General features: G+C 37.2%; 28 protein-coding genes and 4 pseudogenes. 8 read left to right on the forward strand and 24 right to left on the reverse strand.

Annotated elements, in window-relative coordinates; all coding sequences use genetic code 11:
- Positions 1-15 precede the first annotated feature (15 nt).
- Positions 16-357, forward strand: coding sequence for a YetF domain-containing protein (locus JCM13188_RS18490; RefSeq protein ID WP_279401560.1), 342 nt, complete (start codon positions 16-18; stop codon positions 355-357).
- A gap of 92 nt (positions 358-449) precedes the next feature.
- Here JCM13188_RS18490 and JCM13188_RS07925 read toward each other — a convergent pair whose 3' ends face one another.
- From JCM13188_RS07925 to JCM13188_RS07945, 5 genes are all read right to left on the reverse strand, one after another.
- Positions 450-656 carry a hypothetical protein gene (locus JCM13188_RS07925; RefSeq protein ID WP_054753300.1) on the reverse strand — a complete coding sequence of 69 codons (207 nt, stop codon included), beginning with the start codon at positions 654-656 and terminating at the stop codon, positions 450-452.
- Complete coding sequence (locus tag JCM13188_RS07930; protein ID WP_054753302.1) at positions 653-838, reverse strand: hypothetical protein; 186 nt, start codon at positions 836-838, stop codon at positions 653-655. The genes JCM13188_RS07925 and JCM13188_RS07930 overlap by 4 nt, the downstream gene beginning before the upstream one ends.
- A gap of 123 nt (positions 839-961) precedes the next feature.
- A complete protein-coding gene (locus tag JCM13188_RS07935) occupies positions 962-1,387 on the reverse strand; it encodes an NUDIX domain-containing protein (RefSeq protein ID WP_279401561.1) in 426 nt (141 codons plus the stop codon).
- A gap of 47 nt (positions 1,388-1,434) precedes the next feature.
- Positions 1,435-1,752 carry an MFS transporter gene (locus JCM13188_RS07940; RefSeq protein ID WP_279401562.1) on the reverse strand — a complete coding sequence of 106 codons (318 nt, stop codon included), beginning with the start codon at positions 1,750-1,752 and terminating at the stop codon, positions 1,435-1,437.
- Between the two features lie 5 nt (positions 1,753-1,757).
- A complete protein-coding gene (locus JCM13188_RS07945) occupies positions 1,758-2,636 on the reverse strand; it encodes an MFS transporter (protein WP_054753307.1) in 879 nt (292 codons plus the stop codon).
- 133 nt (positions 2,637-2,769) lie between these two features.
- Here JCM13188_RS07945 and JCM13188_RS07950 point away from each other — a divergent pair, with 133 nt between their 5' ends.
- The gene (locus JCM13188_RS07950) at positions 2,770-3,324 is read left to right on the forward strand and encodes a hypothetical protein (protein ID WP_054753309.1); all 555 of its coding nucleotides are present in this window, start codon (positions 2,770-2,772) and stop codon (positions 3,322-3,324) included.
- Complete coding sequence (locus tag JCM13188_RS18495; RefSeq protein WP_279401563.1) at positions 3,281-3,484, forward strand: hypothetical protein; 204 nt, start codon at positions 3,281-3,283, stop codon at positions 3,482-3,484. The genes JCM13188_RS07950 and JCM13188_RS18495 overlap by 44 nt, the downstream gene beginning before the upstream one ends.
- Before the next feature lie 716 nt (positions 3,485-4,200).
- Here JCM13188_RS18495 and JCM13188_RS07960 read toward each other — a convergent pair.
- From JCM13188_RS07960 to JCM13188_RS18510, 16 genes and pseudogenes are all read right to left on the reverse strand, one after another.
- Positions 4,201-4,683 (reverse strand): GyrI-like domain-containing protein, encoded by a 483-nt coding sequence (locus JCM13188_RS07960; RefSeq protein WP_054753312.1) that lies wholly within the window; start codon positions 4,681-4,683, stop codon positions 4,201-4,203.
- Positions 4,684-4,755: 72 nt separating this feature from the next.
- Positions 4,756-5,631 carry a phosphotransferase family protein gene (locus tag JCM13188_RS07965; protein ID WP_054753314.1) on the reverse strand — a complete coding sequence of 292 codons (876 nt, stop codon included), beginning with the start codon at positions 5,629-5,631 and terminating at the stop codon, positions 4,756-4,758.
- Between the two features lie 21 nt (positions 5,632-5,652).
- Positions 5,653-5,895 carry a hypothetical protein gene (locus JCM13188_RS07970; RefSeq protein WP_054753316.1) on the reverse strand — a complete coding sequence of 81 codons (243 nt, stop codon included), beginning with the start codon at positions 5,893-5,895 and terminating at the stop codon, positions 5,653-5,655.
- Between the two features lie 16 nt (positions 5,896-5,911).
- Positions 5,912-6,109 (reverse strand): hypothetical protein, encoded by a 198-nt coding sequence (locus tag JCM13188_RS07975; protein WP_279401564.1) that lies wholly within the window; start codon positions 6,107-6,109, stop codon positions 5,912-5,914.
- Between the two features lie 322 nt (positions 6,110-6,431).
- Entirely contained in the window at positions 6,432-6,692 is a 261-nt protein-coding gene (locus JCM13188_RS07985) for a hypothetical protein (RefSeq protein ID WP_054753323.1), read from the reverse strand.
- A 53-nt stretch (positions 6,693-6,745) separates the two neighbouring features.
- Positions 6,746-7,225: a GNAT family N-acetyltransferase gene (locus JCM13188_RS07990; RefSeq protein WP_054753325.1), complete on the reverse strand. Its 480-nt coding sequence runs from the start codon at positions 7,223-7,225 to the stop codon at positions 6,746-6,748.
- 136 nt (positions 7,226-7,361) lie between these two features.
- A complete protein-coding gene (locus JCM13188_RS07995; protein ID WP_054753327.1) occupies positions 7,362-8,477 on the reverse strand; it encodes an MBL fold metallo-hydrolase in 1,116 nt (371 codons plus the stop codon).
- A gap of 77 nt (positions 8,478-8,554) precedes the next feature.
- A pseudogene (locus JCM13188_RS08000) lies at positions 8,555-10,196 on the reverse strand (glycerol-3-phosphate dehydrogenase/oxidase).
- Positions 10,197-10,364: 168 nt separating this feature from the next.
- Positions 10,365-11,853 (reverse strand): annotated as a pseudogene (gene glpK, locus JCM13188_RS08005) (glycerol kinase GlpK).
- Positions 11,854-11,916: 63 nt separating this feature from the next.
- Positions 11,917-12,651, reverse strand: a complete 735-nt coding sequence (locus JCM13188_RS18500; protein ID WP_279401565.1) for a hypothetical protein — start codon at positions 12,649-12,651, stop codon at positions 11,917-11,919.
- 28 nt (positions 12,652-12,679) lie between these two features.
- The gene (locus tag JCM13188_RS18505; RefSeq protein ID WP_279401566.1) at positions 12,680-13,936 is read right to left on the reverse strand and encodes an alpha/beta fold hydrolase; all 1,257 of its coding nucleotides are present in this window, start codon (positions 13,934-13,936) and stop codon (positions 12,680-12,682) included.
- A gap of 261 nt (positions 13,937-14,197) precedes the next feature.
- Positions 14,198-14,733, reverse strand: a pseudogene (locus JCM13188_RS08015) (glycerol-3-phosphate responsive antiterminator).
- Between the two features lie 388 nt (positions 14,734-15,121).
- Positions 15,122-16,285, reverse strand: coding sequence for an MFS transporter (locus JCM13188_RS08020; RefSeq protein WP_279401567.1), 1,164 nt, complete (start codon positions 16,283-16,285; stop codon positions 15,122-15,124).
- Positions 16,286-16,445: 160 nt separating this feature from the next.
- The gene (locus JCM13188_RS08025; RefSeq protein ID WP_279401568.1) at positions 16,446-17,021 is read right to left on the reverse strand and encodes a TetR/AcrR family transcriptional regulator; all 576 of its coding nucleotides are present in this window, start codon (positions 17,019-17,021) and stop codon (positions 16,446-16,448) included.
- Between the two features lie 86 nt (positions 17,022-17,107).
- Positions 17,108-17,611 carry a YybI family spore inner coat protein gene (locus JCM13188_RS08030; protein ID WP_279401569.1) on the reverse strand — a complete coding sequence of 168 codons (504 nt, stop codon included), beginning with the start codon at positions 17,609-17,611 and terminating at the stop codon, positions 17,108-17,110.
- Complete coding sequence (locus tag JCM13188_RS18510) at positions 17,584-17,916, reverse strand: hypothetical protein (RefSeq protein ID WP_279401570.1); 333 nt, start codon at positions 17,914-17,916, stop codon at positions 17,584-17,586. The genes JCM13188_RS08030 and JCM13188_RS18510 overlap by 28 nt, the downstream gene beginning before the upstream one ends.
- Before the next feature lie 28 nt (positions 17,917-17,944).
- On the opposite strand from JCM13188_RS18510, the gene JCM13188_RS08035 reads away from it, so the two are divergent.
- The 5 genes from JCM13188_RS08035 to JCM13188_RS08055 are packed head-to-tail and all read left to right on the forward strand — an operon-like array spanning position 17,945 to position 21,595.
- Entirely contained in the window at positions 17,945-18,721 is a 777-nt protein-coding gene (locus JCM13188_RS08035) for a cyclase family protein (protein ID WP_054753329.1), read from the forward strand.
- A gap of 1 nt (position 18,722) precedes the next feature.
- Complete coding sequence (locus JCM13188_RS08040; protein WP_054753331.1) at positions 18,723-19,523, forward strand: sodium:solute symporter family transporter; 801 nt, start codon at positions 18,723-18,725, stop codon at positions 19,521-19,523.
- Complete coding sequence (locus JCM13188_RS08045) at positions 19,471-20,226, forward strand: sodium:solute symporter family transporter (protein ID WP_054753332.1); 756 nt, start codon at positions 19,471-19,473, stop codon at positions 20,224-20,226. Before JCM13188_RS08040 ends, JCM13188_RS08045 begins: the two co-directional genes overlap by 53 nt.
- Before the next feature lie 17 nt (positions 20,227-20,243).
- The gene (locus tag JCM13188_RS08050) at positions 20,244-20,687 is read left to right on the forward strand and encodes a hypothetical protein (protein ID WP_054753335.1); all 444 of its coding nucleotides are present in this window, start codon (positions 20,244-20,246) and stop codon (positions 20,685-20,687) included.
- Between the two features lie 23 nt (positions 20,688-20,710).
- Entirely contained in the window at positions 20,711-21,595 is an 885-nt protein-coding gene (locus JCM13188_RS08055) for a fumarylacetoacetate hydrolase family protein (RefSeq protein WP_054753336.1), read from the forward strand.
- 60 nt (positions 21,596-21,655) lie between these two features.
- Here JCM13188_RS08055 and JCM13188_RS08060 read toward each other — a convergent pair whose 3' ends face one another.
- The 3 genes and pseudogenes from JCM13188_RS08060 to JCM13188_RS08070 all read right to left on the reverse strand — a co-directional run bounded on the left by JCM13188_RS08060 (position 21,656) and on the right by JCM13188_RS08070 (position 24,462).
- Entirely contained in the window at positions 21,656-21,994 is a 339-nt protein-coding gene (locus JCM13188_RS08060; RefSeq protein ID WP_054753338.1) for an NUMOD4 domain-containing protein, read from the reverse strand.
- Positions 21,948-23,883, reverse strand: a pseudogene (locus tag JCM13188_RS08065) (DNA/RNA helicase domain-containing protein). The gene JCM13188_RS08060 and the pseudogene JCM13188_RS08065 overlap by 47 nt, the downstream one beginning before the upstream one ends.
- Positions 23,884-23,967: 84 nt before the next feature.
- A complete protein-coding gene (locus JCM13188_RS08070; RefSeq protein ID WP_054753340.1) occupies positions 23,968-24,462 on the reverse strand; it encodes a hypothetical protein in 495 nt (164 codons plus the stop codon).
- Positions 24,463-24,516 lie beyond the last annotated feature (54 nt).

The following is a 24,516-nucleotide window of genomic DNA, read 5'->3' on the forward strand; positions in this document are numbered from 1 at the left end:
AAAGCCCGCATTTCTTTGGATGTTTTACTGTCTGAGCTACGTAAAAAGCAAACCGAAGACATTAACAAAGTGGCACTCGCTATTTGGGAACCAAGCGGAGAAGTCTCTGTTTTCTTAAAATCTGGTTACCAACCCTTAACACCAACGACTCTTAATACACCTATTCAGCCATTCCAAATGCCAAGAACCGTCATTCGAGAAAAAGAAATTGACTATAATGAGCTAAATAAATTCGGAAAAGATCAAACCTGGTTATTAAACAAAATCAACACAACTTACGGCAATGTACAGCTAAAAGATATTTTACTTGCCACCATAGACGAAAATGAAAACGTGAATATTTTCTTATACCATTAACAGACCATCATCATTTAGATCAATTCCATACTCACGGTGCGCCCAACTCACTAAAGACTGCCAAAGAGCACCAACGGCAAGATTGATTTCATCTAGATCCAGTGATAATCATATTTTGTATCTAACAGAACTCTCAGCTCAAGGTCTGACTCAGGTGCATCTAACCCTTTAGCCGTCGACCCTTCAATCGCAACTGCGATTAATGACTCTTTATACTTTTCTTTTAAGACATCTAGTATTTGATTCGCAACTCTAAGCCGATCTTCAGTTGTGAATGCTTGAGAAGCCCAATTTGTCATAGATATTCCGCCTTTGTTTTACGCCTTTTCCATAAGTTTATAATAATCATAAATAACCCCATGATAAAGAAGACGAATGGAATTAAAGATACTGATGTAATATCTGTTCCTACATAAGCCACAGCCGCAGTCAAAAACATGACAACAGTAAAGAAGATTGAAGCTTGTAGGTCTCTTTTCACTCTGGAAACTTTAGCACCCTTCCTTTTTCTTGGACAATAATATAAATACCGGAAATAACCCCTAAAGTGCATAGCGCAATCCAAATAATATATGTAAATTCCATATTCAAATCCTTTCTACATTTATAAATAATCAAATATCTTGATATCAACCTCATCTATGTACCCAACTTGACTCTTTAAATCCCACAAATAGATCTCAGATGTTTCTTTATTTACCTGAAATGGTTGAAGTTGATCAAGAGTAGTAAAATAAATGGGATTATACTTAACTTCTCTAGTAGCTACGTTCATCATTTTTAATAATCCTTTAAAGGTCATACTTGAAACGCTTTGACCAGTTTCTTCATAAAGCTCTCTAATCGCACAATCTTTCGGCGACTCATTCTCTTCCCTTCGTCCCGCGGGCAGTTCCCATTGTTTTCTCAAGGTGTTATAACATAATAGATATCTGCCATCACATTTAATGACAGCATAAGATCCTGCCAATCTATGATAGTTATGCATTTCGCTTTCTTTTATAAATAAAATCAATAAATTTATATCCATTGTGCTTATCCACATTCATCAACTCGCTTGATAATTAATCCTCTTCCCTACTTTAATCGACAACACGACAATAAGACCCCAAGCAAGATTTCCATCATGCCAGTAATAATCGGTACCCATCGTAATCCGAATAAGGTAATAATGACACCTGATAAAAAGGCGCCTAGCTGAATCGATAACGAGTAAGTCGTTTGCCAAGTCGCAAAGATTCGCCCTCTCATATGGTCCGGCACTTCATGTTGCATTGTCGTTCGTTCATAAGGTCCACTGAACGCCCCAACAATCCCAAACAGAATTAACACGATCATCCCTTGAATATAGTTCGACGTCAGCCCGAAACACATCCAAATCAAGCCGAACAACATATAGTTCAGACCATAATACACACGATTTTTAAAAAAAAGTTCCGCCTCGCAAGTGTATAAGCCACGATGAATGCCACAACCCCATGCGCGACATATAAATAACTCAATATGTAATCTTCTTCATGGTAAACATCAGAGGTGAACTGTTGAAGCATCAGATTAAACGTCCCGATAATTATTCCTGAGAAAATCGCGGCCACGACCACTGACAGTACCCATTTATTCACGTTGATCTGAGTGATTCCTTCTTTAAACTCTAGTAAATAGTTTTTACGTGATGCCGTCTTCTCTGGGAACTGAAAATATTTGGTCGCTTGATAGCTTAATAGCGCAGCCACCAGGCACGTGATCACATTTAATAGAAACACAAACTCTAAACTTGAAACAGCTAGCAGCACCCCGCCTAGCGAAGCCCCAGTCAGCCTCAACACATTATTAAGCGAAAAGCTAAACGAATTTGCCTTAACTAAATCATCCTTTTCAACAATATCCGGAATCACCGTTTGAACGCAGGTTCCATTGATGTTACCAGATAATAGAATGAACAATCTCGCAACTAAAAACACAACCCACTGCCAGTCACCTGGCGTACTAAACATGACTAAAAAGAATCCAAACCCAATGGCAGCCGTAACCTCTGTCGCTACAATCAACCGCTTAACATTTAACCGATCAATCCATACACCTGAAAAATAGCCTAAAACAAGTGGAATCAACCCACTCACAGCCCATAAGGAACCAAATGCTAGACCACTTTCAGTAAGGCGATCAAGCAACACGAGCATTGCCAGAAAAGCTGCCCAGTTTGTTAAAATAGTTATGATTGATGCAACTTGTAACAACCCATAGGCAGGATATTTTTTATATAAGTGATATAAAACCATTCTATGACCTTCGTTTCTATAATATGGAATAAATTAGTCAAGGAAATGGTACTACAATTTTCAAAAAATTACAAACACATATAAACATCTGCATGTTACAATAGTTTTAATTTAAGACAAGTGAGGACTAACTATGATTCAATCCATACTCCATCAACTAAAAAAGCTCGGTGTACACAGTTTAATCAGCAATGAAGCAATCATCTTAGAGATACTTGAAGACGTAACACAGTTAGACCTAGTCAATGAGACAATCGACCATTTGAATTCATGCATCAAAGGTACGGAGTTTAAGAAAGTCTTGCTAGTATGCCCAAGAGAATATTTAAATCAACTAAAACTTGTTGGCAAACAGATGGGTATGAAAGGCGAAAGAGTGATCTATCAACGTTCATTAGAAACACCTTTGGAGAGCGCGCCACTAGATTACGAGATTTGGTCGCCCACTGACGAAAATTCGATTTCATTCTTATCTGAAGTGATGGGGAGAAGTGTGAAAGTCACAAAGAAGTTCCTAAAAAGCATGATGGTCGAACTGCCATCTCAGTACCAAACATGTTCACCGTTTATAAAATCAATTCTGAACCAATTGGAGTCGTCCTTCCCCATTTGGAGCCAGGTCGCGATCAAGAAGGGCGACTATTTTGGATTGGCATTCACCCAAACACCGTGGAAAAGGGCTCGGTAACCATTTACACCTCATCGGCCTTGAAAGGTTGCGTGCAGATTTTAAAGCCAAAACATATCTAGGCGCAACTGAAGTCGAAAACCTACCTATGAGGAAAACCATGCAAGCTAATGGTTGCGTGGAAGACCACCGCGTGTTGACGCTGGAGTATAAAACGTAACTGGTCAAGTTATTGATATATCAACTTTTAAAATTACCTGAACGTTTTCGGGATTTATCGTCATGTTTTTAATTTTACCTGCAGGTTTTTGAGTTTTATCGTCATGTTTTTGAGATTTACCTGCACGTTTTCGAAAATTATCGGCAGGTTTTCGAAATTTACCTGCAGGTTTCTCAAACTACCTCTAAGATTTTAGTTAAGGTGGAGAAGCATCATGAACAGAAAAAAGGGAATTTTACTCGTTATAACAGGGGCATTCTTCTGGGGAGTGGGTGGCACCGTATCATACTAATGATTTTTGTGATAGCGATGAATCAAGAGAAAAAGCCGGGTTGAGTATTGAAGATACGGTAAGTTTTTCAAAACTATCGTCAAGTTTTTGAATTTTAACGTCAAATTTTCCCATTTAAACGTCAAGAAAAAAACGAGCTCGAAATATCGGCTCGTTTTTTTAACTGTACATGACTGACCAAGAAACATAAATGAATGCCACGGTTATGACACCAAAACTTATTGCTAACTTCACTTTAAAATGGTTATTAACACGAAGATCATGATAGGCCTCAACTATCAGAAAAAGCCAAGTAAATAGTATAAGAACTAACGCATTTAAATCAATCCTCATGGGATAATTTAGTTCAATTATGTACATCGTTATGATCATCATCATTACCAGTATAAGTCTTAAAATCAATCCATAGTGTACCTCCAAAATTCTAATAAACCGGGTCACACAAATCTACGTTATCTTCCTTGCCTGACCAACTGTTATAGATCTCTAATGTCCACTTATTCGGCTTTCTCTGATACCCATTTTCGTCAATCCAGTTATGTAAATGAGAGTAGACATGAAATATCTCTGAAGCATGCCCTTTAAAATTTAATACGGCATACTTTTGTTTTGGTACAATCAGACTGACCATTCCTTCTGGGAGATCTTCAAAATCATTCACTTCGAAGCAAACCCAGTACCCATCTTCATCCTCAGTTGACTCAGCAGCCATGAAAGCACCTATTAATTTCACTGGTTCAACCAGATGTTTGATTTCGCCCTTACGCTGCTCTAATAACATTGAAGCTTTAGGAATCTTTTCTCCGTAACCTGCCATATCATTACAGACAACACGAAATCCGACTAGTTTCTTTTCTTCAATTTCTTTTATGCCATGAAACGTAATAGGTGTAGTTTTATTTTCCATTCTATTAATCTCCTTTAACTTTTTTATCAAATGTTTATATACCGGAAAATGGACAATTTTGCTTCCTATAATTTATCTATAATATTTTATTCCACTCTCAAACGCCTCTTGATCATTATTTTCAATCCCATGCAAAGCTTCCTGCAACGCAAAAGTACTTCTGTAAAACTTTACTCGTTTGTCTAAAAGATCACTATCTGGATATTTCTTAAGACACAATTGATAAAATTCTTCTCCGTAGCTAGAAAGTATACCCGCGAAATCATAAGCCGGGTCTCCTAAACCAGATCCGCCAAAATCTATAACCCCCGATATTCTACTGACTTCCGGGTTCCACAAAATATTAGATGCACCGAAATCGCCATGGATAAGGGATAGGTCTGCAGCCTTAAAACTCTCGCCTTTAAGAAATGTTTCAAACGAATGAGAGATTTCCTTTTGAGCCTCATCCCTTATGTACGGAAATAATTTAAGCCGGATCTTTTCGTATAATTGATTCATTTGCTCAAAAGGATTATTCACAATTAAATTCAACTCTTGCCTGACTCGACCTATTGAAATTGAATGTAATTCTATTAAAAACGAAACGAGATTATCAGCTAGAGCCTGAACCTGTTCACTGTTCTTAATCGATTCAAATTGACTCTTCCACAATGGTTCGCCTTCAATGAGTTCATAACCAGTAAAAACGTCGCCTGGCTCTAACTTATCAAAAGAATAATAGATTGGATTTGGGATCGCGAGTAAAACTTTGTCTTTAATATAGTTCAAAATTTTAGTTTCGGTTCGTAGTTGATCAATGCCGTCTTGATATTTTGGAAACCTAAATACTAAGGAATCATTCACAATTAAGACATCATTATTTTGACCGATGTCATTTATGTAGTAATCCTCAATATGTAACTCTGGATAGTGTTTCTGAATCGTTTTGATATGTTTATGAGTCATTGGGCTATACATCCTTTAAAATTAAAAGCTAAACTTCTCTTTTTGATTATATAAGTCGACTCTTTCTTCCATGTCTTGGTTGCCATCTTGCCACTGAATAATCATGTAGATGTCACTAACATCTTTAAGCGTGATGGGATCACCATTTTCCTTAAAATAGGTTCCACCTTCAATGGTTCCAATCGATGTTTGAGCGATATTTTCCTCACCACCAGTCACAGTTACTGACTTTCCTTGAACAACTTCGTCACGTCCATTGATCACCGCATGAACTTTAATGCTAAAAAAAATGTGACGTTACTTCTTTATCATTTTTCATCGTTAACTTACCATTGCCCGCACTAAACGTATCCGGCTTAATTACGACTTCGTATGAATCGACTTCCCAATTTTTACTTTCGCCAGATAAGGACAGGTAGTAATTATTTTTAATGACTTCTTCACTATTTTCACAGCTAACAAGGAAAGAAACTATCAAGATCAATCCTATTATGTAAATTAAGTTAGTTCTTTTTAACAAAATGTAATCACCTCAGATGTCCAAATACTAATGTTAATTAAAATTCATCTTGTTTCTTAGTTTTATGGAAATAATAATAGTAACATAATTCGAAGATGAGAAGACCTATTAACATACTCGCCCAAAAGGGGTGGGAAGAGTTAATAATATAAGTCACCAAATATGTCAAAGAGAAAGCAACCAAGCCTATAAGTAGCGATAGCATAAAAGGTTTTTTAACCATCATAACTCCTCCGCTTCTCAACTAACTCATTAAAACGTAATTAATATTTATTACTTTTTATACTTCACCCATTCCAAAACCAAGCACAAGAATGTATAACATTGTGATTAATGCACTTATGTTTAAAATGATTAAAAGCCATTTGCTTATACCCTTTTTACTTTTTAAGCCAAATATAGTTCCTAACAGTGGTAGTAAGCACATTGAAATGATGACGACCTTGCCAAATGAACCGAAAGAAACGTTATTAATCATTAATGAGAATAAAACAATAAATAATCCTAAGCACGTGGTAGAAATCAAACTGTAGTTTTTCATGTATTTTCGCTCCTATTTCATTGGTTAATCTATTATTGTGTTTCCTAGTAAATTTATTGATGCTTTAATATAAAAACAAACTCTTCAACTTCCATATCACGAGCGTTCGCAAATCCACTATCTTCATCTATAATAGTAAATCCACATTTTTCAAGCACTCGCCTAGAACCGATATTATCTTTTGCGGCTCGGGCGTATAATGGGCGTGTTGGATCTAAATTCAAGAACTGTTTAAGCGCAACTGTCGCTATACCTTTTCCCCAGTCCTCACGGTTAATCCAATAAGTCACTTCGCGGTCACCGAACATCTCAAAACTAATCACATGACCTACTATCTGATTCTCGTGAATAATGCTTTTCTTAATGATGTTGTTGTCCGTTAAAATACGATTCCAGTGATTCGAAAATAAACCCCAGTCCGTTGGGTCTTTAGAAGTGAACGCAGCCATGTGACTAGAGACAGGATCCTTCTGATGTTCAAAGAAAATCGGCAGGTCATCTTCTTGAATATCCCTGAGTGAAACTTGGTACATAAAGCCCCTCCTAATTAATCGACCTAAAATAAATTTGACTTTACACTTATATTAACATAATTTTCTAATCATTTATAAGATAAAATAAAGCACGTGGACTCTAAACTAGAATCCACGTGCTTCAAAATTATTCTCCTTACACCGCACAACGATTTGGTCCAACTTCCATCTCGCGGCGTTCAACTTCTTCTGGATTTTTCTGACCCATGTTCGTTTTGCGAATTTCCTCATGGCTATTTGGCTGAGGCGGAAGATTATCAGTCACAAGACTTTTAAATTCTTCTTCACTGTCAACCTGAAGGCGATCATTCTTTTCGTAAATATTTTTAATCGTATCTTTAACCGTGCCATCGTCATTAATCTCTTTCATTTCCCCGAAATGAGCAGGTAATACCACCAGATCATCCGCAAGCTTCTTATACCGTTCATAAAGCGTATCGCGAAGGTCGCTTACCCATGCATCTGCCTTACCCGCAAGGTCTGGGCGGCCAATCGATTCGATAAATAAGATATCGCCAGTGAGTAGATACTGCTCATCAACGATATAGCTCGTGCTTCCGATCGTATGGCCTGGTGAATAAAAGGCCGAAATCTCAACAGAATTACCGACTTTAACCGTCGTTCCGTCTTGAACGTCTTTATATTCAAATGAGACGCCTTCATCCTCTTTAGACGGAAAATAATAATCAGCACCCGCTTCACTTGCGAGCGTTCTCCCGCCCGAAATATGATCGGCGTGAAGGTGGGTGTCAAAGACATATTGAATCGACACCTTCTTCTCATCCGCAAATGACTTGAACGTATCGGTCATTCTTACGGGATCAATGACAGCTGCTTCACCATTTGCGATGACCATGTATGACAGGCAGCCTTTCCCGATTCGGATGAACTGATACAGCTCACCGCCATCTGATAGGTTCCCTACTTTAACCGGCTCTAAATGTTCACTCCAAGCCGTCATGCCGCCTTCAACATAGGTTGCTTCCGTTAACCCTTTTTCATGTAAAAAGTCCACCGCCTTCTGCGACGAAATCCCTTTTGCGCACACTACATAAACCGGCTGATCTGCTGGAAACTGATCTTTCACCTCATCAAAATCCTGTTCTAACTTCTTAAATGGAACGTTTACACTACTAACGTTCTTGCCATTAATGGCCCAATCACTAAAATCTTCTTCTTTACGAATGTCTAAAATAAACACATCTTCATGGTTTAAAATCTTCTGCGCCACTTCTTTTACTGTAATAGACATTTAGAATCCCTCCGTTTATCAATAATTTCATCCATTTATAACATCCCCCTAAAGGTATGAAATCAAACGAAGATTCATTACGCCACTGGATTTGTGGCTTCATAAATTAATTGTTCCAACTCTTCTTGATACATATTAGTCTGCTCTTGAGTCCAATTAAATTCATTTCTCATAAATGCTAATACTTGCATTTTATGTTCAAGCACCCAATTAATTTCGAAAAATAATGCACCGGTCCGTCTTACAAAAAAAGTCCACTGGTTTATACGCCTGCTCATGGTCGATAGCATACCTTAAACACGCATAAACAACAGGATCTAAGTCCGTATCAGTATTTTTCATATTGTTAAAAACTTCATCGACATTCGTACCATAACGATAGACAAGCTTTCTAGCTACAGACTTATCCAAACCACATTCAACTCCTTTTTTAATTCGATCTTGTAAAAATGATTCAAACCCTTTAGAACCATTAACATCCCCTCCAGATATTGGAATATGCTTCGTTTGTGATTTCGGGAAGGTTAATCCAAACTCCTCATAAAGCTGTTTTGTAACTAAATCTACAATATTCTCCGCCATTTTACGGTAACCTGTTAATTTGCCACCAGCAATGGAAATAAATCCTGAATCCGACTCAAAAATTTCATCTTTCCTAGATATTTCAGAAGGAGACTTTCCTTCCTCATGAATTAAAGGTCTAATACCAGCCCAACTTGATTCAACATCATCAAATGAAATATTCACCTCAGGAAACATGTGATTGATAGATTCTATAATATAATTACAATCGTCAACTGTCATTTTAGGTTGAGCTATATCCCCTTGATATGTTGTATCGGTTGTTCCCACGTAAGCCTTTCCATCTCTCGGAATAGCGAATATCATTCGGCCATCTGGTGAATCAAAATAAACGGCCTGTTTTAATGGAAAATGCCGACTGTCAAACACTAAATGAATACCTTTCGTTAATTGCAAAGTTTTACCTTTCTTAGATCCATCCATTTCTCTTAAATTATCAACCCATGGACCAGTTGCATTTACAACCTTCCTTGCTTTAATTTTTTGTACAGAACCATCTATCATGTCTTCACAGATAACCCCACTGACATTATTACCTTCATAGATTAAGTCTGTCACCTTCATATAGTTTAGTGCTAAGGCACCTTGTTCAACTGCCTTTTTCATAACTTCTAACGTTAAACGAGCATCGTCAGTTTTATATTCAACATAGTAACCTCCACCTTTCAATCCCTCAGACTTTAAAAGTGGTTCCATATCACTCACTTCATAAGGTTTTAACATTTTTCGTCTTTCACTTTTCTTAACACCAGCTAGGAAATCATAGACTTTTAACCCAACATTAGTCGTAAATGGACCAAAATTCCCACCTTTATAAAACGGAAGTAACATCCACTCTGGTGTAGTGACATGTGGGCCGTTTTCATAAACAATTTCACGCTCTTTTCCAACTTCAGCTACAACTCCAATCTCAAATTGCTTTAAATAACGTAAACCACCATGAACAAGTTTAGTCGATCTACTCGAAGTTCCAGCCGCAAAATCTTGCATTTCCACAACACCAACTTTTAACCCTCGATCAGCCGCATCTAAAGCAATACCAGCACCTGTAATACCACCACCAATAACAAGTAAGTCTAAAGAATCACTTTGAAAAGTATTTTTAATGGCAGATCTGTTTAAGTTTGTAAACTCCATACAATCGGTCCTTTCTAGTTCGAAATCTTATAAAAGCAAAAAAAGAGACCACAAAGCAAATCTATCTAACAAGAAATAGATTACAGTGGTCTCTCAAAGTCTCTGTCCCAAAATATTAACTTATCATTAGTATACCACATTGTGGAAAATGCTTAAAGTTAATAAACATTATTTAAATTCGCGTGTTGCATTTACAGCTTTACGCCAACCGTTATACAACATTTCACGTTGTTCTTCAGCTAACTTTTCCCTAAACGTTTGCTTAACTTTCCATTGTTTAGCAATTTCTTCTTTTTCGCTCCAGTATCCGACTGCTAGCCCAGCTAAAAACGCTGCCCCTAAAGCCGTTGTTTCATTGACAACTGGCCGATCAACTGGAACACCTAAGATATCACTCTGAAATTGCATGAGGAAATCATTCTTAACCGCACCACCATCAACACGAAGCGTTTCCAAGTCAATACCAGAGTCAGATACCATCGCATCTATCACATCTCTAGTTTGATAAGCCAAAGATTCGAGTGTGGCACGAATAAAATGTTCTTTTGTTGTACCTCGCGTTAATCCAAACACAGCACCTCTAGCATCACTATCCCAATATGGTGTTCCTAAGCCCACAAAAGCCGGAACAAATAAACACCTTCTGTCGATTCAATTCTCGTCGCATAACCCTCACTATCAGATGTCTGATTTATCATTCGCATACCGTCACGCAACCATTGAATAGCTGAACCTGCCACAAAAATGCTTCCTTCAAGTGCATATTCAACTTTACCATTTATTCCCCAGGCTAATGTTGTTAGTAAACCATGTTTAGACTGAACGACTTCGTCACCCGTGTTCATTAACATGAAACAACCTGTACCATATGTGTTCTTTACCATACCTTTTTCAAAACAAGCCTGACCAAATAGTGCTGCTTGTTGATCTCCAGCTATTCCAGAAATAGGAACACTATAGCCAAAGAAATGATAATCGACCGTATGCCCATATACTTCAGAAGACTGCCGTACTTCAGGCAACATATTTCTAGGAACAGACAATATATCTAACAACTCGTCATCCCAATCCAAATCATAAATATTAAACATTAACGTTCTGGAAGCATTAGAGTAGTCTGTCACATGCTGTTCTCCACCAGTCAATTTATAAACGAGCCAAGAATCAATCGTTCCAAATAGTAAGTCTCCATTTCCGGCTTTTTCACGAGCTCCATCTACATGATCTAAAATCCATTTAACTTTAGTACCTGAAAAATATGGATCTAGTAATAACCCAGTCTTTCTATTGAAAAGATCTTGATAACCTTGTTCTCTAAGGTCATGACAGATATCCTCCGTTTGCCTTGATTGCCAAACGATTGCTCTATAAATCGGATTACCCGTACGTCTGTCCCAAACGACTGTTGTCTCTCTCTGATTGGTAATGCCGATACTTGCTATTTGAGAAGGAACAATCTCTGCCTTCCGAATTACTTCTGCCATACAATTCGTAATTGAATTCCAAATTTCATTCGCATCATGCTCTACCCAACCTGGCTTAGGGAAAAACTGCTCGAATTCTTGTTGTGCTATGTCGACAATCTCACCGTTTTGTTAAATAAGATCGCTCTTGAGCTAGTGGTACCTTGGTCGAGTGCTAGAATATATTGTTCCAATCGAAATTCCTCCCTTATTTCTCAAGTGTCATATGCTGTGAGCAGTTATTTCGCCAGAATAAATTATAAAATCGTATACAATGCAGTATTTGCAACCGTAATCATCGTCATAAGAATAGTGTTTAAGAATGCACCAACATAAACATTACCTGTTTTTCTGAATAGATAACGGTTAAAGATAGCTGCGATTAATAAAACTGGTACAAGACCAATTACTAGAATAGAAGATAGTGATTCACCTGAGTAACCTGCCGTACCATTCATAAATAATAATCCATAATGATAGACAAGATATAGCACTAAACCTCCAATGAAGTGTAAAATCGCAATAATGTAGCCCTTTATACCATCATACTTCTCACTTGCGGTATTAACATTGACTGAAATACCGACAATAAAGAAGTAAATAAAGAATAGTGGTGCATATTTTAGTAAAGCTAAGACATGTTGACCTTCAAAAGTCTTAACTGCAAACGTCCATAAACGGAAATCAACTTTAAATATAGCATCGATTAAGTAAAGAACAGCATAACCAACCACAACTGCTACTATTGCAGTAACTAAAGCAGAAATGATTGTTTTGAAGCTAGCTTTGATACCATAGTTTTCAACCGTCGCACTTTCAGGCTTCTTAGATACAAAGTGATGAGCGACCATAACCATTAAAATAACTAGCGCCACGTTAATTGCCCAGTAGACAATTGGATTAACTGTAGGTCCTCCAAAGAATTCAGAGACTTTAATAAAATCACTCTGACTTCTTAAGAAAATGTACTGAACTACACCTAAAACTACCATGACAGCCGAACCTGTTTTAATACGTTTATCAACATTTTTTCACTAGCGAATAAATCAATGCCAGACCAGAGAAAGAAATCGTGATCATACTGATTTGCCTTAATAAACGCATTCCATAGAAATCTTGCCCATATAAAGCTGAGAAAAACAGTGCTGGGAATAGGGCACCTAGAATGATAATTATATAGTTAGCAAGCTTCCCACCATCAGTCTTAGGCTCAGGTAATGGAGCTGGCTTCGTTGTAAAAATGTTTCTGAAGAATGGTAGCTTTGATAATAATAAGATGACTGGAATAAACAACATAAAGAAGCCAATTAAAGCAATAAATGATGCATACTCCTTAAACATCCACGTCTGACCATCTTCACCGATTTGAACCCGATCACTAAAGTCAGCAAACGCCATATCGTAGAAGTCTATTGCATAACCTGTTGATTCTTTTGAGAAATGATTCCAAGGATGTATTTCATTGGGCTGATAAATAATTCTTTCTCCGCCATCAACTTCGTAAACCTTACCGGCCTCAGGATTTTCTGGATTACCTAAAAACCCTTTACCTTCTTTTGTACTAACATAATCTTTTTTCACAACGGTTTTTCCACTAGTAGCTGCTTTTGCATCAAAGAAAAATTCATCATACTGCCCTGCAACTTTTCCAGATGTGCGTGGTCCGTAAAAGCTATTGATTTCTTTATCCGTATAGTCCATAGCGTTTAACCACTGATAATCTGAACCCATGGTCAAGGACGCATAAATCTTACGTATACCAGTCTCTTCATACTGCATTTCATCTAACATAACGGCATGTGTGGAAGAGAAACCACCCATAGAGTGGCCAGAAACAGCAATAATACCGTTACCCTCTTCATCTTTTAATACATAATCTTGTTCGTACATGTATTGTACAGCATCATGTATAGCATTTGGCCAGAAGGAAAAGAATGGAACAGGTTTCTCCATCGTTCCTGTTGAATGACCATGATCATATTGGTCTAACGCTAAAACAACATAACCTCTTTTGGACATTTCGATAGCTTGAGCATCCTGCATTTCAGCAGAGTTTAAATATCCATGAGTTGTTACAAGTGTAGGCTTAGCTTCATCGTCTGCTCCATCTGGCTTATATAGTAATCCAGAAAGCTCGCCTCTTTCAGTTTCAAAATAAATTCGGGATACATCTACATCCCCGTTTGAACTATTAAACAGATAAGCTATAAAACTTCCAATAAAAACAATCAATAAAGAAATGACTAACAATATACTTGGTTTCTTAAATTTACTCATTTAATCTCCCCCTAAAATTTAATAATCTTAGAACAAATAACTAATAGTAACCTAAATAGATACACCTCCTTAGTGCAGTTACCTTAAGGTTTAAAGATTAAAAAAGACACATTAAAATAACTTTGGCATCCCAAAGAATTTAAATGTGTCTCCAATCTCTTCACAAAATATTAACTTTATAAATAGTATAAATTGTTTTGAAAGCGTTGTCAATTTTATGAATACTTTTTATAATTCCCAGGTATTTTAAAATCTCATAAATTACCAAAGCTCTCTATTAGAAGTGGTTACCGCATAAGCACCATTTTTAACTGCGTTGTCAACATCATCATCTGTTCGAATCAGACCACCAGCGATCACTTTAATCCCTGTTTTCTCATTAATTTCCTTCATCACACCTGGAACAATACCAGGCAAAACTTCTATATAATCCGGTTGTATCTTCTTACATACATTCAGATTGTGATCGAGCGCATGACTATCTAACGCAAATAACCGCTGAATCCCGATAATATTACGTTTTTTTTAGCAAAGGATACTGCATTTGCTTTAGTAGATATAATTCCATCTATCTTCACATTATGAACTAAATACTCAAGACCGTATTCATCACCTTTTAAACCTTGAATTAAATCCGCATGCATAATAACTTTTTTCTTATACTTTTTAGCATACTTAACAATATTTTCGACTTGAGATAATCGCGTCTCAAGGAAAATAATTAATTCATGATCAGTCTTAAGAACTTTCTCAAAATCTTTCATATTGCGTAGAGCTGGAATAACACAATTGTTCATTCAATCACCCCAAGACAAAATTATAAGACCATTATACTAACACAAATTTATGAGTGCAGAAAGAATAATAACCTTTAAACCTATCAAACAAAATCAAACATTAATATAACACTCTTAAGCCTGGCCTAATAATTGTCCATAACTCTTCACCTCTGATAAACTTTCAGAAAATACCTTCAAAAATAGGAGGAATATTGGTGAGCAAAAATAGGAGCGATGGGCTTTCCGATTTTAGGCAATTAAAGTCAGTTAGAACTGATTGTTTTATGCCCACCGTTTTGCAGGAATAGCTTTGCCATTAAATTAAGTGTACAAGACCCAAAAGTCATAATATGAAACCCTACTTTTCATTTCACCTATCATAGAGGTATAAGAGTAAACATGATGCTTAATTCCCTTCACGACTCATATTATGACCCAAACGATAAAATAAATGAATGCTTACGACTCCCATTAACGCTATTAATCCCGTTAAAACAATCGGCGGTACCCAGCTGCTTATAATCATAAAAATCCCCGCAGAACTAACGCCAATCATGATGGCAATCGAATACACCGCCATATACGTACTACGGGCATGATCCGGCACCATATTAGCTAACATCGCCTGAGAAACAGGAATATACATAATCTCCCCAATTGATGCAAACAACATCGCAACGATCAAAACGACTGGCGACTGACTAATACTAATTACGGTATATCCTATGAAAAACAAGACCAATCCCACTAATAAAACCGATTGATCATGACGTTTACGCAACAGTCCTGTCAATATCATAGTCAAGCACACAACGAGAATTGTGTTTTCTGATTTTAGAATACCTAGTAAGTTAACGCCATCAACTTCAAGCGGAAGAAAGGGCACAAATTGAATAGGTTCAGGAAACTCATTCGCAAGGCGCACCCCGATGTAATTGGTTAACTGCTCTTCAACTGAAATAATCAGAAGACTTGCGAAAGAAAACACCACAAACATTCTATGCCCTAGCATGTTCGTATATGATTTAAGCAGTTTAAAGCGCCTACCTTTATGTTCATTCACATAGTCTTGATCTGGAACATAAGTCTCCTTTATAAAAAATAAGGTAATGAAAAATGAAAGTAACGTCGCCGCCGCAACACCTAAAAACAAGTAAAACAAATAATGGAAGAATAAAAAGGCACCGACCATACTGCCAATCGCAATTCCGATATTACGAAGCCAATAGGAATACGTGTAAATCGCCTTCCTCTCAAGCGGGGAACTCACATCAATAATGAGTGCCTGATACACTGGATTCACCATTCCGTGGCTAAACTGTATAAGCACAAAAAATAAGAACGAGATATAAGGATAAACTCCCCATACCGAATTAGAAAAAGCAACGCCCATATACCCAAGAAAAATAATCAGCTCTGCCAAAAGAATAATCCTTTTCCGGCCTGTTTTGTCTGACCATGAACCACCCAAAACCGATCCAAGAACATTCGAGATCATCACGATGAGAAATAGGACCCCTGTGATCAAGCTTCCAACTTGCTTAGAAAAGTAGATGATTAAATACGGCATGACGGCCATCATGGACGCGTCGACATAAACATTAAAGCTAATCGAATTTGAATCGTCTGATCAAACGATTTGAACCTCATACTCCACCCCACCAATGATTGATTAATCAATCGTTTGTAATGTAAAAAGAGAACCTATTTGTAAATAGGTCCAAAAAGATTTAAGACTGATGAAACGTAACTCCCCCACAGCTCACTAAACGTGAATCAGTCGTATTCAAACGAATGCCGATTAGTAAACTTGTGTATAACGTTGCAACTTTAAACGAATCTTGTTCGACTAACAAGCCTTTGTTTTGACCATTTTCGACAAGCTGGCTGATTCTCTCTAATAGCTGACTATGAAACTGATCTAACTCTTCGAAAACACTAGGAAAACGCGTGTGCTGCCCTACAATCAAGACAACTAACGTTAAATACGTATTCATCCCCGCAAAGATCTTAATATGTTTCTCAATCATCTTTTCTAGTTCCGTAATCGGATCATCTGCATCTGGATTAAAATTAAATAAATCATTCGATAAATCCGTGAGCGGCTCAGTGATTACTTTATAAAAAAGCTCTTCTTTATCTTTAAAATATGTAAACACACTGCCATAACTAATATTCGCAGCCTCCGATACCTTTTTAATCGTCGTTCCCTCATACCCTTCAGTTGCGAACAGGTCCGTTGCAACTTCCATAATTTTCTCTCGTCTTTTCATCATATTGACTTTTTGTTCTTCTGATAACGGCATTTATTTCACATCCTTTACGAATGATTGATTATTCAATCATAATTATTATAACGAAGATGGAAAGATTTGTACAGAAGAATTTTCCATTAATCTATTTGCGAACCAAAAATCCCCACATATTGAAAGTCCAATACAAACGACTCTCCATCCCACTTCAGTCTATTTTGGACATAACCTATTGAATCAGCGTGATATCTTCCTGCGATTTGTTGGTAGGCTAATAATAAATATACCGGACTTCTGGAACTATACCCAATGGGATATAAGCCACTAACCGGATCCACCCACCCCGTAATTGGCTCTTTCAACGTCCCATCCTCATAATAGATTTCATTTAAATACTCTGAATCTCGCAAAGATAAATCAATCATGTATCGTGCTTGGTTTTTCTCACTGACCACTTCGACCTTGTAATCATCTTGGTAGGTCACAGTATATGAGTACTCCGCATTGTAAACATTCGAGTCAAACAGCAAACGAGCCTGTTGGTTCACAAACGAATAAATATAATTATAGCTCGTCGCCCCACTTCCACCAGATGGTATGTTTAAGAAAATATCACTCACGCCATCACCGGTGAAATCACCCAAAACAAACCAGGGTCATAACCCATATCTTCTTCTAAATATATATTCGTAAGCAGATTGGTCGCTCCGTCATTGATCACCAGCGACATCTTTCGAATAATCGACACATCAGACTCCCTAAACCCCATCACATACACAGTGTCTGAAATCCCATCCCCCGTCACATCCCCTTGAGTCATCGCAACGATCTCATACATTGTAGGCAGTTCTCCTTTGAAGTCATGGTGTAATAGTTTATGCACGTCAACGCCGTATATTAAAAATTCATGATTACCTAGCTTGTCTAATACTAATAGAGTAAAAGACATTATTTTTTAAATTGAAAGGGGAATACACATGAACGATCGAAACTTTCGCATCATAGACTTGAGCTCACCACTAGACAATGACGTTAAAGAACCAATGCCACCTAAGATTGAGTACATGAAGCACGAAGAAGGGGCTGTACAAGCTGCGAATCTTCTTGGCCTTGAGCCATCAGACTTTCCTGAGAGTAAAGCATGGGCAAACGAGCAAGTCACACTCACCACTCACACAGGCACACACGTCGATGCACCATGGCACTACTGGCCAACCTCAGAAGGCGAACGCGCCAGAACCATCGATGAAATGCCACTAGAATGGTTCTATGGTAATGGTGTGCTATTCGATTTTAGTGATAAACCAGAAGGATATGAGATTCAAACAGAGGATCTACAAGAAAAATTAGAAGAGATGAATTACGAGCTTCAACCTTATGACATCGTCTTAGTCAGAACCGATGCGGATAAAAAGCTGTACGAAGAACATTACGCCTTTAAACATGCTGGTGTTTCAGCCGATGCTACTAGATGGCTCATTGACCAAGGCATCAAGGTAATGGGGACTGATGGCTGGGGATGGGATATCCCACTAAACCTCCAAGTACAAGACTATAAAAGCAATCCAAGAGATGACGTACTTTGGGCAGCCCATTATGTCGGAAAAGACCAAGAGTATTGTCAGATTGAGAAACTTGCAAACTTAGAACAATTACCTCAGAGCTATGGATTTGATGTCGCCGTCTTCCCAGTTAAAGTCAAAGGCGCTAGTGCAGGTTGGGCAAGGCCTGTTGCCATTATAAAGGAGGATTAACATGGGGTTTAATGGCTTTTTCTCCATTATCTTTATCCTATTTACTATCGTCTTAGTCGTCTGTGGATGGATCACAAAGAAATGGGTGTCAGGTTCAAATGATTACTTTATCGCAGGACGTGAAGTTGGTGTTCTAAATAATATTTTCGGAGTTGCGGCGATTGGGTTCGCCGGTACCATTATTACACTCGGACCAGGATTAGCGATTCAAAGTGGCTTTTGGGGATCCTATGGTTTTGGGATGGCTTACCTATTTGGTGGCCTAGCACTCTATGGCCTGCTTTTTGCCCCATATATCCGTAGATCAGGGGCTCATACTTTACCAGAATGGCTAGAGATGCGGTTCGATTCCAAAACTAGAATACTTATTACGCTATCTAGTATTTTCGGGTTGTTAGGTATTATGGCAAACAACGTTCTATCCATGGCATTAGTTACAACAGGCTTTACAGGCTGGTCACTCATCGCCACGTTAAGTGCCATCTTCCTCATGTTTTTAATTTTCACTTATGTAGGTGGTTTCTGGGCAATCTCGATGACAGACTTTATTCAGATGTGTATTGGCCTTGTCGCCCTCCCTGCGATGTTGATCGGGTTAATGACCAACTACGGTGGGTTCAGTTTCATCAGCAATAACTGGCCAGGTGACTTAAGTTATTTAACCTCTGGAATTACAAATGGTAGTCTTCCATTATTCTCACTTCAATATCCTAGTTTATTAACGTTTATTATATTATTCGCGTGTTTCCTTGTTTGGGGGGAACAATTATTACTGGTTACGTGTATCATCAACCAGAAGTGAATCAACAGCTAAAAAGTCATTCGTCTATGCAGCCATTATTTTAGCAGTTGGTCCATACTTAATCTTAACCTTATCAGGGCTTTATGCAGGTACAGCATTTGCGGACACGTTCGCACCTAATGGAGATGTAAGTCCAATGTCCGCCTTTGGGGTTGTCTTAAAAGGACTTCCAATTGCGATAGCCGCTTTCGCGTTACTAGGTGCTTTAGCAGCTTCAATCTCAACATCAACAACATCCCTAATTGGCGCATCAAGTACAGCAACTCGTGATATTTATCAAAAGTACTACAGACCGAATGCCACACCAAAAGAATTAACTGTTCCTTCTAAAATTATTACGATGGTGTTAGGCCTACTTGTTTGGGTACTTTGCTTTTACCCGGGTGGTCCACTATTTCTATTCGCCTTTTCAACCGCATGGCTTGGCCCACCTTCTGTCTTAGTTTTACTAGGAATTTGGTGGAAGCGAACCACAATGGCAGGTGCCTTTACAGGTGCTGTCGTCGGTATTGGTCTAACAACACTCTTCACCATCTTAGAACTCACAAATATCTTCGTGCTATCTCAATATACTCATATTGGTGTCGTTGGATTAATTACCACCATACTCGCAACCGTGATCGTGAGCTTATTAACCACTCCAAATATTATGGGCAGTCCGATTGGCAAAATAACGGCAATCACACGACTACTTACCAACTAGATGAGAAAGAATTAGAAGTGTTAACCCTCATTGCGAATGGTTATAACACCATGGCAGAGGTGAGTGACATGTTAGGAGTTGATTCAGCTGTCAGTAATAAAATTATAGAAAAACTCGATCAGAACAAAATTATTTACCGTAAAAAATACTCAGGCCCTGGCTTCTACACATTCTACATTTCAGAAGCTGGACAAAAACTAGTTAAACACGACGAAACATACGACACAGTCGCTCAACTATCTCGCGAAGACGTTATGTTCTTGAAAGAAATTGAAAAAGGCACAGACAACTTCAAAACGTTTATTCAAACGAACGAATACGACTCATTAAAGGTATCTGTCATTCTATCAAAATTTATCCGACAAGGTTACTTGCATGAAAGTGGTATCTGGAGACGAAAAGTCAAGCTCAATGAAAGCGGTCAAAATTACTTGAATTCGATTAAAGCGACAACAGCTTAAAATTTAGAATAGAGGTGAAAAAGATGAAGTTTGTGACCTTTCAAGACCCACAAGGAAACACTCAATACGGCATCACGGATGAGGTACATGTGTATCCTTTAGGCCCGGATTACCCTAGAACGATGCTAGAGTTCATACAAAACCATGATCAATATATGTCTCAACTAAAGATGAACGAACTAGACAAATCGTATTCTCTAGAAGAGGTCAATCTATTAGCCCCTTTACCGAATCCACCAAGTATTAGAGACTTCATGGCATTTGAAGAACATATCGTCAACGCAGCTAAACAAATTGGAATGGAAGTGGCAGAAGCATGGTATGAAATTCCGGCTTTTTACTTCACCAATCATCTAGTCGTATCAGGGCATCAGGCCCACATAGAGCGACCACCAAAATGTGTGGCTTTAGACTATGAGTTAGAAATGGCTTGTGTCATTGGAAAAGAAGGCAAAAACATTAAAACAAGTGAAGCAGAAAGTTATATTTTTGGATACACAATTCTTAATGACTGGTCAGCAAGAGACCTGCAGGCTAAAGAAATGAAAGTCGGCTTAGGCCCTGCAAAAGGAAAAGATTTTACTACAACGATTGGTCCATATATCGTAACTAAAGATGAACTAGAACCATATAAACTAGGTGATCGATATAACTTAGACATGGTCGCAAGAGTGAATGGTGCTCAGCTATCAAAAGGAAACTTCAAAGACATCCATTATACCTTTGGTGACATGATCGAAAGAGCTTCAGATGGCGTCACGCTTTATCCAGGAGATATTATCGGATCTGGAACGGTTGGAACTGGTTGCATCTTGGAATTAGGAACAGAAGGTAAGTGGCTCGAGCCTGGGGATACAGTTGAGCTTGAGATTACAGGGATTGGGAAACTAAAGAATATAGTTGTATAATGCTGTAAAGCTCCCTTATTTAAAATTTTAGGGAGCTTTTTTTCATAGCTTATGTTTGAGTTAAGTGTAAAAATTATCAATAAATAGCCTCTCTTGCACCTTTAAATTCACTTTCATTAAGCTCAGGATAATGCTTCTTCCATAATTCAAAAACATTATGATTAGTAGCTTCACCATTTTAGATAGTTTCACTATATGGAAACCATATTCATCACCACATCTTTTCATAGTTCTTTTTCTTTTGTGTGAATAAATTTTACCAGATTGAGTTATGGAATAGTGACCTTCATAACCTTTTATTGTCTTTTTATCTTCCAATGTAAAACGTCCTTTCTTAATTGTTAATAATATATTAACTATCATAATTACCTTTTTCTTCAGCAACCAGTTCATCTCCATGATTAACCTCTTTATAATACTTTACTCGGTTTAATCTAGTCTTTAAATAACCTTCTAACAGCTTGTCAGTACAATATACATAACACCCTTTTTGTCCTCTAGTCATCAGTGTTCGATAAGTGTTACGGATAATTTGATCTGCTACTTTTTCTGCCTTTTCAGGTTCTTCTTTCAACATCTTCTTAATCCCTCTTAATGACTGATCCGACTTAGCTCTTTTGGTGTGATCAGTGATAACTTCTCCATTTTCAAATCTCAAGTCATCACCAATTATGACTCCCACATAGTCAAATTCCAAGCCTTGGCAGGTATGAATACAACCCGCTTCATGAATGGACTCTTCATCTATAGCCCAAGTAGATGTGTTATCTAAGTTCCAACTCATGCCAAAATCATATTCTTCAATTCTAATATCATGATACTCAGATTTTGAACGATTATCTTTTGGCCACTCCCAGCAATATCCTGAGACGATTCTAGATTTGTTATTAATTTTATTTTTCTCAAGAATTTCTCGCTTCATTTCATGTGGATCTGAAAAAACTTAAAGTTATAATCTAAACCCATATCATTGGCATTTGCTGTTTCTCTAATTTGCAAAACATCTTCTAGCCAAGCAATATACCCATCAGAACCATCACATCTAAATTGTGATGCTAATTCACCATAAGTAATTTCGGCACCATATTCATTTGCAAATTTCTTAATCATGTCAACATTTCCAACATCTTTTAAGGTGACACGTTGATTTTCATCAATAAAGAACACAGACAATTTTGCAGTGTGTATCACTTCTTTTACTTGGTTTTCACCCATATTTTGAAACATACCAGACTTCTCGTTTAATCGATGGGCCTCATCAACAACTAAAATATCTAGTTCATTCTCCTCGGTATCTGTATAACTTCCTGACCCTTTAAACAAATTATCAATTCGAGTTTTCTTGAAGTCACCTTTAAGTTTAGTCGAATATACACTTCTAGGTGCAGAATTTTCGTTACATACTGACATGTCAATGATTGATTGGTTAAAGCAACCAAGAGATTTATAGCTAAGACAGATTTACCAGTCCCAGGGCCACCTTCAACAATCATCACTTGTTTCGTATCAGTCTTTACTGCTCTTTCAGCAAGTTCTAAAGCTGTTTCATAGAAAACCTTTTGTTCATCAATCATAACAAACTCTTGATTACCTTTAAGCATGCTTGCTAAAGAGTCTTGTAGTGATTTGGAAGGTCTAATTTTTCCTTGTTCAATTTGATATAGGATTTCTTTATTGTCTCCATGCTTAATATACTTCTTAATAAAGTTCCTTAATTTTTCTACGTCACCTTTAGCGTAAACAGGAGCCAAATTCAAATAGTATTCATAATAATCGTCTGTTAAAGGGTCATCTTGTTGCTTGCGATAATTATGTAAATACGAACAAGGCTTAAGCTGGATGTATTGATCTTGAACATTTTCATTATAATCTTCAATCAAGACAGCATAAGACCAAGCTTGATAAGAAGGATGTGTTACCTCACGAAAGCCTCGGTTAATTGCAGTCTTAACAATCGCTTCCTTCCCTTCAACCTTTTCAACCTCAGACCATTGTTTCAACTCTACAATAACAACTGAATCATTGTCACCATCATGACCAGACAAAAGGAAATCTACACGTTTTGATGTGTAAGGAATCTTAAATTCTATTGCCACACCAGCATCATTGGGAATAGATTGATCATTTAGAACTCGGTACATATGTAGCATTGAGTTATCCCATGAACGTATCTCAGACTCACTAGTTCTTCCTAGTTTTAATTCAAACTGGTCTAGGATGTGTGAAACAAGTTCATCTTTATCAACATGTGTAAGAAACTCTTCTTTACTAGCTTCGTATACTATCATATTTAACCCTCACTAAATATTTAATAATGTTTTATAACTTTTAAACTCTTAAAATGATATTAGAAACATGGAAGTACCATTTTGTCAAAAAATACAAAACCTGAAAACTCTATATGCAGCATGGTGTGTTCCACCAAAATCATATTTAATTTGACTTCTTTTATAATCAAATAAAATGTCTTTCACGTTTTCTTCTAAATTATTCTTATGAAAAATTCTTTTAAATAAAGATAAAGTAAGTCTAGGCTTTTCAATGTCTTTCTTCATCTCATATATTAATTCATAAAATTCTAGATTTCTTTTTTGATCCGTTATACTTATTCCGTTTTTCTCACAGACAGCGAGTTTTTCTAATACTTCTCTTGAACCATATAATACAATGTTAGTTTTTTGATAATAATAAAGTCTATCATTAAATTGAGGTGCATATAAAATATCAAAATACTTGGAATAATGCTCTCCTTTCTTTTCCGCTAATTTAAGATATAACTCTCTTCTTTTAGTTAAGAAAGCACCTGCAAGTAGTGCTATTACAGTCATTATCCAACCATTTGCATTTACCCATTCAAGTATAACCAAATGTTTCTCCCCCCTTTTATTTCACAGTTGAACCATAATATTTGACCTTTTTCT

The sequence above is a fragment of the Piscibacillus salipiscarius JCM 13188 genome, assembly GCF_001311865.1.
Taxonomy (GTDB): Bacteria; Bacillota; Bacilli; order Bacillales; family Alkalibacillaceae; genus Piscibacillus; species Piscibacillus salipiscarius.

Coding starts and splice junctions, on each gene's coding strand:
- JCM13188_RS07925 (WP_054753300.1), bottom strand. CDS start 656: ATGACAAATTGGGCTTCTCAAGCATTCACAACTGAAGATCGGCTTAGA.
- JCM13188_RS07935 (WP_279401561.1), bottom strand. CDS start 1,387: ATGGATATAAATTTATTGATTTTATTTATAAAAGAAAGCGAAATGCAT.
- JCM13188_RS07940 (WP_279401562.1), bottom strand. CDS start 1,752: ATGTTGTTCGGCTTGATTTGGATGTGTTTCGGGCTGACGTCGAACTAT.
- JCM13188_RS07945 (WP_054753307.1), bottom strand. CDS start 2,636: ATGGTTTTATATCACTTATATAAAAAATATCCTGCCTATGGGTTGTTA.
- JCM13188_RS07950 (WP_054753309.1), top strand. CDS start 2,770: ATGATTCAATCCATACTCCATCAACTAAAAAAGCTCGGTGTACACAGT.
- JCM13188_RS07960 (WP_054753312.1), bottom strand. CDS start 4,683: ATGGAAAATAAAACTACACCTATTACGTTTCATGGCATAAAAGAAATT.
- JCM13188_RS07965 (WP_054753314.1), bottom strand. CDS start 5,631: ATGACTCATAAACATATCAAAACGATTCAGAAACACTATCCAGAGTTA.
- JCM13188_RS07985 (WP_054753323.1), bottom strand. CDS start 6,692: ATGAAAAACTACAGTTTGATTTCTACCACGTGCTTAGGATTATTTATT.
- JCM13188_RS07990 (WP_054753325.1), bottom strand. CDS start 7,225: ATGTACCAAGTTTCACTCAGGGATATTCAAGAAGATGACCTGCCGATT.
- JCM13188_RS07995 (WP_054753327.1), bottom strand. CDS start 8,477: ATGTCTATTACAGTAAAAGAAGTGGCGCAGAAGATTTTAAACCATGAA.
- JCM13188_RS18500 (WP_279401565.1), bottom strand. CDS start 12,651: ATGGTAGTTTTAGGTGTAGTTCAGTACATTTTCTTAAGAAGTCAGAGT.
- JCM13188_RS18505 (WP_279401566.1), bottom strand. CDS start 13,936: ATGAGTAAATTTAAGAAACCAAGTATATTGTTAGTCATTTCTTTATTG.
- JCM13188_RS08020 (WP_279401567.1), bottom strand. CDS start 16,285: ATGCCGTATTTAATCATCTACTTTTCTAAGCAAGTTGGAAGCTTGATC.
- JCM13188_RS08025 (WP_279401568.1), bottom strand. CDS start 17,021: ATGCCGTTATCAGAAGAACAAAAAGTCAATATGATGAAAAGACGAGAG.
- JCM13188_RS18510 (WP_279401570.1), bottom strand. CDS start 17,916: ATGTCTTTTACTCTATTAGTATTAGACAAGCTAGGTAATCATGAATTT.
- JCM13188_RS08035 (WP_054753329.1), top strand. CDS start 17,945: ATGAACGATCGAAACTTTCGCATCATAGACTTGAGCTCACCACTAGAC.
- JCM13188_RS08040 (WP_054753331.1), top strand. CDS start 18,723: ATGGGGTTTAATGGCTTTTTCTCCATTATCTTTATCCTATTTACTATC.
- JCM13188_RS08055 (WP_054753336.1), top strand. CDS start 20,711: ATGAAGTTTGTGACCTTTCAAGACCCACAAGGAAACACTCAATACGGC.
- JCM13188_RS08060 (WP_054753338.1), bottom strand. CDS start 21,994: ATGGAGATGAACTGGTTGCTGAAGAAAAAGGTAATTATGATAGTTAAT.